The organism is Polaromonas sp. P1_G2, assembly GCF_056405515.1.
Genome location: NZ_JBFUBY010001573.1, coordinates 1 through 383, shown reverse-complemented (window position 1 = coordinate 383; position 383 = coordinate 1). Strand labels below are relative to the sequence as shown.

General features: G+C 60.6%; 1 protein-coding gene. It reads right to left on the bottom strand.

What is annotated here, in order from left to right; translation table 11 throughout:
* A partial coding sequence (locus AC1D0P_RS31600) for a hypothetical protein (protein WP_477680333.1) occupies window positions 1-383 on the bottom strand: 383 nt, incomplete at both ends.

Sequence of the window (383 nt, the reverse complement as noted above, 5' to 3'; positions counted from 1 at the left end):
GTCTTACCGGTCATCATTCCGGTATTGGTCAGGTGGGTCCGCGTTCCCTCAGCCTGGAGAGCGAGCCCGTCGCTGCTGATTTGGCCGGCATTCTCGATCGTCTGACCATTGCCCTGGCTCGTGACGCCCTGGAATTTACCGAAAATCGAGCCGGAATGCGTGACGGTCAAGTCGCCCGCGCCCTTGTGGGTGAAGGTATCGCCGATGTTGAGCGCATCACTGCCCTTGAGCGCGCCGGCAATGTGAAAATCGCGGCCGGTGACGCCGGAGAATGCGTCCACGCCATCCCCCATCGGGTCAAACACATCGCCCTTGTCGAGGAAATAGGTCGTGTCGGCGTGGTTGGCCTGATAGGTGGTCTGCTGGCTGGGATCGATGTGGAT